Raw genomic sequence first — 6,261 nt, forward strand, 5'->3', positions numbered from 1 at the left:
GACCCTGGAGCCGACTTCTTCAACCGCCTACACCCAGACCGAACCAAGAGCCGCGCCATCCACCAACTCGAGGCCATGGGCTACCAAGTCACACTCGCCACGGCATCCTGACCCACCTATCTTCGCGTCAGATACTGCCCCTGTCTCAGGACATCGAGGGCAGTATCTGCACCCGAAACGCCAGAAACGGGGCAGTATCTGCACCCGAAACGCCAGAAACGGGGCAGTATCTGCACCCGAAACGGTTAGAGGATGGGGAGCATCCCGGTGGTCGGGTGCTGAGACTCGCCGTCGAACGCGTCCCGGTCGAAGGCCCCCTCGTCCTCGGGGAACTCGATGCCGGCCCTCTCGAGGATTCGGGCGACCTCCTCTGCAGGCACCTCCTTGCCCACGGTGGCCCCACCGGAGGCTGGCACGACCGAATGCATGACGGTGTCGCCATAGACGTGGACGAGGTTGTACGCCTGCGCGGTATCGCGCCCGCGCGTCCCGCGGATGCCGGTCTCTGGATCCACGACCGCGGCGAGGTCCTGCGTGTAGCAGGTCGCCGACGCGACAGAGACCGGAATTCCGGCGAACATTGCGCTCGTCGAGTAGTGGAGGTGGCCGGCGAGGATCGCGCGGACATCCGTGCCACGGAGAACGTCAGCGAGTGCCGCCTGGCCGCGGAGCTCGACGAGCACCGCGAGGTCCTGCACGCAGGGAACCGGCGGGTGGTGCATGGCGAGGAGGGTGCCGTCGGGCGCAGGGAAGTCGAGCTCCTCGGCCAGCCACTCGAGCTGGGACGGCTCGAGTTCCCCGTGGTGGTAGCCGGGGACGGTGGTGTCGAGGGTGATGACGCGCAGCCCGCCGAGCCAGTGCACCCGGTCGAGGGGCTCGGTCGAGGGCTCCTCCCCGAGGAGGGCCGAACGCAGCTCCGCACGGTCGTCGTGGTTGCCCATCGCCCAGATCAGGCGGGCCCCCAGTTGCTCGGCAGCAGGCTCGGCGATCGACCGCAGCCTCTCGTAGGCCCCCCGTTGCCCCCGGTCTGCAAGGTCTCCCGTGACGACAATCGCCTCGGGCGACCCCCCGGCGTCGGCCGCCTGTTGAAAGACGCGCTCCAACTCGGCGGCAGCATCGACGGTGCCGTGGAGCTGGTCATCTGCGAGCAGATGGGTGTCGCTGAGGTGGAGGAGGAAGTGGCGGGGCCGCGGATGCTCGGCCTTGACGGTGCCCATATCAGCCTTCTGGATCGGGTTCTGTGTTCCCCAAGTGCACATATGAAAAACGCACACAATCTTAATGTCCAGTTAACACGCCGCAAAACTGGGAGAAATCTCCCGAAACGCGAGCAGCAAAAGGAGGACGACGGCGGAAGCTGCCCTCCGTCGTCGTCCTCCCTTGATTTTTGCCCGTATCAGGCGCCGCGGAGCCACTCCGCAGCGGCCTCGGCGATCTTCTCGGGGGGCTCCGCGATGTCGAACACCTTCCCGTTTTCGTCCGGGTCCAAGTCCTCGAGTGTGGCGATCTGTGACTCGAGCAGGGACGGCGGCATGAAGTGGCCGGGGCGCGTCTTCATCCGCTGGGCGAGGAGATCGTGGCTCCCCACGAGGTGGACGAATCGGGTGTCTGGGGCTGAGGCACGGATGATGTCGCGGTACACGCGGCGCAGTGCGCTGCAGCCGATCACCATCGTGCTGTCCGCTCCGGCCATCCGCTCGCCGATGATCCGGAGCCACGGTTCGCGGTCCGCGTCGGTGAGCGGGATGCCCGCGGCCATCTTGTCGATGTTCGCCTGAGGGTGCAGGACGTCGCCGTCGAGGTACTCCCCGCCGAGGTCCTCGGCGAGGAGGGCCCCGACGGTGCTCTTGCCCGAGCCGGAGACGCCCATGACGATCACGTGCAGCACCTCGCCTGAGCTCACGGAATCACCAGTGCTCATCGCCTCACCAGTCGTGGACGGTGCCGTCGATGAGGCGGTTGTACGGCAGGTAGGCCTGCTGGTACGGGTACGAGTTCGCCGCCTCCTCGTTGAACTCGACGCCGAGGCCCGGCTTGTCGCCGGGGTGCAGGTAGCCGTCGATGAACGTCATGGACTGCTCGAAGACCGTATTCGTCGCGTCGGAGTGCTGCATGTACTCCTGGATGCCGTAGTTGTGGATCGCCAGGCCCACGTGCAGCTGCGCGGCGAACCCGACCGGGGAGATGTCCGTGGGCCCGTGGAAGCCGGACTTGATCTGGTACTGCGCGGCGTAGTCCATGACCTTCTTCAGCGGGCTGATCCCGCCGAAATGCGTCGAGGCGGCCCGGACGTAGTCGATGAGCTGCTCGCGGATGAGCAGCTGGAAGTCCCACACGGTGTTGAAGATCTCCCCGATGGCCAACGGGGTCGTGGTGTGGTGGCGGACCAGGCGCAGGCCCTCCTGGTTCTCCGCGGGGGTGCAGTCCTCGAGCCAGAACAGGTCGTAGGGCTCAAGCGCCTTGCCCAGCTTCGCGGCCTGGATCGGGGTCATGCGGTGGTGGCCGTCGTGCAGGAGCGGGATGTCCGGCCCGAACTCGTTCCGCACGGCCTCGAACACGGTCGGCAGGTGCTTCAGGTAGGCCCGGGTGTCCCAGTCCTCCTCCTGCGGGAACGCCCCGCGCCCGGCCGGCTCGTAGTCGTAGCGCTCGCCCGAGGCCTGGGTTTGGGCCGCGACGCCGTAGACGGCCTTGATGCCGGGGATCGCGGTCTGGACCCGGATCGACTTGTAGCCGAGCTCGAGGTGGTGCCGGATCGAGTCGAACAGCGAGGGAAGGTCCGTGCCCGAGGCGTGCCCGTAGGCGCGCAGCCCGCGCCGGGACGCCCCGCCGAGGAGCTGGTACACCGGCAGGTTCGCGACCTTGCCCTTGATGTCCCACAACGCCATGTCCACCGCCGCGATTGCGGCCATCGTCACCGGGCCCCGCCGCCAGTACGAGGAGCGGTAGAGGAACTGCCACGTGTCCTCGATCATGTGCGGGTCCTTGCCCACCAGCAGCTGGGCGACATGTTCCTTCAGGTACGCGGCAACGGCGAGCTCGCGGCCGTTGAGCGTCGCATCGCCGATGCCGGTGATGCCCTCGTCGGTCGTGATCTTCAGCGTGACGAAGTTCCGCGACGGGCTGGTCACAAAGACATCAGCGGCAACGATCTTCATGTCGTCCTCTCCGTTCGAGATGGTTCAAAAAGGGGTTGGCCCCTGAGTGCGTGGTCCCCAGACTAGTCCTTTGGGAAACGGTCTTGGCAATCGTTTGCCAACTATTTGCCAAAGTATGCCGTCTCGCTGTCGACGAGGTCGACGACGGCGGTATCCTTCGCCAGGTCCGCGTCCACGAGGCGGAGGAGCGCCTCGACCCGCTCTCGCCCGGACAGGGAACCCGCCTCCCGAACGCTGTCGCCCTGGGGATCCTGGATCTCGGCGCCTTGGGCGACGCTGTCAGCGACCCAGTCGATCCACGCGGCGACCATCCGCGCCGCGGCGATCCCTGAGCGGCCATCGGCCCGCTCGGCGCGGAGCGTCGGCACAGCGCGAAGGCGGAGCTTGAGCGAGCCGTCCTGGGCGATCTGGGCGAGGTAGTGCGCGATCCGGGGGTTGGCGAACCGCTCGAGCAGGGCCTGGCGATAGCCGGGGATATCGAGCCCGGGTTCGGTGAGGTGCCGGGCTGCCTCGTCCCAGAACTCCTCCATGGCGGCGCGGCAGGCCTGATCCCCGAGGGCTTCGGCGACGGTCGCGTGCCCGCGCAGCTGGCCGGCGTAGGCGAGCAGGGTGTGGGCGCCGTTAAGGAGCCACAGCTTGCGGTTCTCGAACGGCTCGAGGTCCGTCACGAACTGCGCCCCCGCATCTTCCCATGCGGGACGTCCCGCCGGGAAGTCCCCCTGCAGGATCCACGACGCGAAGGGCTCCGCGACCACCGGCGAGGCGTCCCGGTACCCGCAGCGCTCCGCGACCTCGGCGACGTCGTCCGCCGTCGTCCGCGGGGTGATCCGGTCCACCGAGGTGCCCACGAAGCTCACGTTCTCCCGCACCCACTCCCCCAGGGCTGGCTCGAGGGCCTCGGACAGGCGGACGACGGCGGCGCGCGCCACCTCGCCGTTGCCGGCGAGGTTGTCGCAGCTGACGACGGCGATCGGGCCCGCCCCTGCGTCCCTCCGCGCAGCCAGCCCGCGCACGAGGCGACCGAGCGGCGCGTCGGGGCTGTCGTCGTCGTACACCTTCTCCGTGACGGTGAGGGTGACGACGGCGGTGGCCGGCGCTGCGAGGAGCTCGTTCAGCCGCGCGGTATCCGCGCCGTCGACGGCCTCGGCGATTGAGCCGACGACCTCGAAACTGTCCCCGCCCGCCGAGCGCTCGACAAGCGTGAACAGGCCGTCCTGCGGGGCCAGGGCGAGGGCCGCGTCCGGGCGGCGGCCGGTGAACGAGGCAATCCCCCATTCGCCAGCGTCCCCGGCGTGCGCGGTGAACCAGGCCTGATGGGAGCGGTGGAACGCGCCCAGCCCGAGGTGGACGATCCGGGCCGGCGGCGGCGGGGCGCCGTTCCGGCTCAGGAGCGGAAGCTCGGTGGTCGTGCTCGGCATGGGTGCCCTCCTAGAGCTTGAAGACGCGCCGGGGCGCGGCGTCGACGATGTCCGCGATGAGCTCGTGCGCCCGCGTCTCCGTGATCCGATGCTCGGCGACGAGCCGGGCCAGGAACGAGGCCTCGACGCGGCGCGAGGTGTCGTGGCGGGCCGGGATCGAGCAGTACGCCCGCGTGTCGTCAATGAAGCCTGAGGACCGCGAGAACCCGGCCGTCTCGGTCACGGCCGAGCGGAAGCGCAGCATCGCGTCCGGCGCGTCGAGGAACCACCACGGCGCCCCGATGTACACGCTGGGGTAGAAGCCGGCCAGCGGGGCGAGCTCCCGGGAGAACACCGTCTCGTCCAGCGTGAACAGGACAAGGTGGAAGTCCTTGATGGTGCCGAAGTCCTGCAGGAGCGCCCGGATGCCCTCGGTGTAATTGATCGCGAACGGGATGTCGTGGCCCGAGTCCGCGCCGTACTTGGCGAATGTGGGCGCGTGGTGGTTGCGGAACGAGCCGGGGTGGATGGTCATGACGAGGCCGTCCTCGACGGACATCCGCGCCATCTCGTACATCATGTGCGCCTCGAAGACGTCCCGGTCCCGGGCCGTGGCCTCCCCGCGGCGGGCCTTCTCGAAGAGCGCCTCGGCTTCGGACCGCTCGAGCTTGAGCGTAAGAGGGGTCCGCACGCCGTGGTCCGCCGAGACCGCACCGTGGTCCACGAAGTACCGCCGCCTCGCCTCGAGCGCCCGGAGGTACCCCTCGTAGCCCGCCGTGCCGCCAGAGGCCTCGGCCGTGAGCCGCTCGACCCGCGACGCCCATTCCGGATGGGCGAGGTTGATGTACGGATCCGGCCGGAACGTCGGGATGACGCGGCCGGTGAAGGTCTCGTCCTTCGCGAGGCGCTCGTGGGCCTCGAGGGAGTCCAACGGGTCGTCGGTGGTGGCGAGGACCTCGATGGCGAAGTCCTTGAACAGCTGCCGGGGCCGGAAGCTGGGCTCGGCGAGCTTCGCCGCGATCGCGTCATACGCCGCATCCGCGTGGGCTGGAAGCGCGTCGACCATCTCCGCCGGCAGCCCGAACAGGTGCTCGAACTCGCTGCGCAGCCAGTAGCCGGACGCCGTGCCGTCGAAGAGCGGCCAGGCCTCGGCGAAGTGCCGCCACGCCGCCCGCGAATCCGCAGGCCCGCCCCCGACGCCGAGCTCGCTGAGCGGAACGCCCGCGGCGTGGATGAGCCTCGTGACGTAATGGTCAGGGCTCACCAGGAGGGAGGTCGGATCGGTGAACGGGACGTCGTCCGCGATCCACTCGGCGGGGACGTGGCCGTGCGGGGAAAGGATCGGCAGATGCTCGACGTCGGCGTAGAGCTCACGCGCAATCTGACGGGTTCCGGGGTCTGCGGGGAGGAGGCGGTCGGGGTTGGCGGCAAGGGAATCAGTCATCGAAAGTCCTTCTGGTGGTATCGGCACGCGCTCCTGTCCACTTCTGGGCCGGCTCCGCGGCGTGTCGCATGGAAACGTCGGCGAGCCGCGCCGAGGGGCGCGAAGAAGTGGACAGGAACGCAGGCGGGCAGGAACGCGACGTCAGACGGAGGCGACACCAGCCGCGTCGAGGACCTTCGCGAAGGCGCGGGCGGCCACGCCGAACGCGTACGGGCCGCTGTAGCCGCCGAGCGAGAACGCGGCCGCGAGGTGCGGCTCGAGCGAG

The 6,261-nt window shown here is 69.0% G+C and carries 5 protein-coding genes; all 5 read right to left on the bottom strand.

Going from position 1 to position 6,261, the window contains the following annotated elements; all coding sequences use genetic code 11:
• Positions 1-245: 245 nt before the first annotated feature.
• The 5 genes from ACTHL9_RS01680 to uxaC all read right to left on the bottom strand — a co-directional run bounded on the left by ACTHL9_RS01680 (position 246) and on the right by uxaC (position 5,996).
• Complete coding sequence (locus ACTHL9_RS01680) at positions 246-1,217, bottom strand: phosphodiesterase (protein WP_440516893.1); 972 nt, start codon at positions 1,215-1,217, stop codon at positions 246-248.
• Between the two features lie 179 nt (positions 1,218-1,396).
• Positions 1,397-1,921 (bottom strand): gluconokinase, encoded by a 525-nt coding sequence (locus ACTHL9_RS01685; protein WP_440516894.1) that lies wholly within the window; start codon positions 1,919-1,921, stop codon positions 1,397-1,399.
• A gap of 4 nt (positions 1,922-1,925) precedes the next feature.
• On the bottom strand, positions 1,926-3,155 hold the full coding sequence (manD, locus tag ACTHL9_RS01690; protein ID WP_440516895.1) for a D-mannonate dehydratase ManD: 1,230 nt from the start codon (positions 3,153-3,155) through the stop codon (positions 1,926-1,928).
• 101 nt (positions 3,156-3,256) lie between these two features.
• The gene (locus tag ACTHL9_RS01695) at positions 3,257-4,573 is read right to left on the bottom strand and encodes a mannitol dehydrogenase family protein (RefSeq protein WP_440516896.1); all 1,317 of its coding nucleotides are present in this window, start codon (positions 4,571-4,573) and stop codon (positions 3,257-3,259) included.
• A gap of 10 nt (positions 4,574-4,583) precedes the next feature.
• Complete coding sequence (gene uxaC / locus ACTHL9_RS01700; RefSeq protein ID WP_440516897.1) at positions 4,584-5,996, bottom strand: glucuronate isomerase; 1,413 nt, start codon at positions 5,994-5,996, stop codon at positions 4,584-4,586.
• Positions 5,997-6,261: the final 265 nt, after the last annotated feature.

Origin of the sequence: Sinomonas sp., from assembly GCF_051955515.1 — a bacterium.
Taxonomy (GTDB): Bacteria; Actinomycetota; Actinomycetes; order Actinomycetales; family Micrococcaceae; genus Sinomonas.

What these genes read in the sequence shown, in the direction of transcription:
- ACTHL9_RS01680 (WP_440516893.1), bottom strand. Translation starts at nt 1,217, where the DNA reads ATGGGCACCGTCAAGGCCGAGCATCCGCGGCCCCGCCACTTCCTCCTC.
- ACTHL9_RS01685 (WP_440516894.1), bottom strand. Translation starts at nt 1,921, where the DNA reads ATGAGCACTGGTGATTCCGTGAGCTCAGGCGAGGTGCTGCACGTGATC.
- manD (WP_440516895.1), bottom strand. Translation starts at nt 3,155, where the DNA reads ATGAAGATCGTTGCCGCTGATGTCTTTGTGACCAGCCCGTCGCGGAAC.
- ACTHL9_RS01695 (WP_440516896.1), bottom strand. Translation starts at nt 4,573, where the DNA reads ATGCCGAGCACGACCACCGAGCTTCCGCTCCTGAGCCGGAACGGCGCC.
- uxaC (WP_440516897.1), bottom strand. Translation starts at nt 5,996, where the DNA reads ATGACTGATTCCCTTGCCGCCAACCCCGACCGCCTCCTCCCCGCAGAC.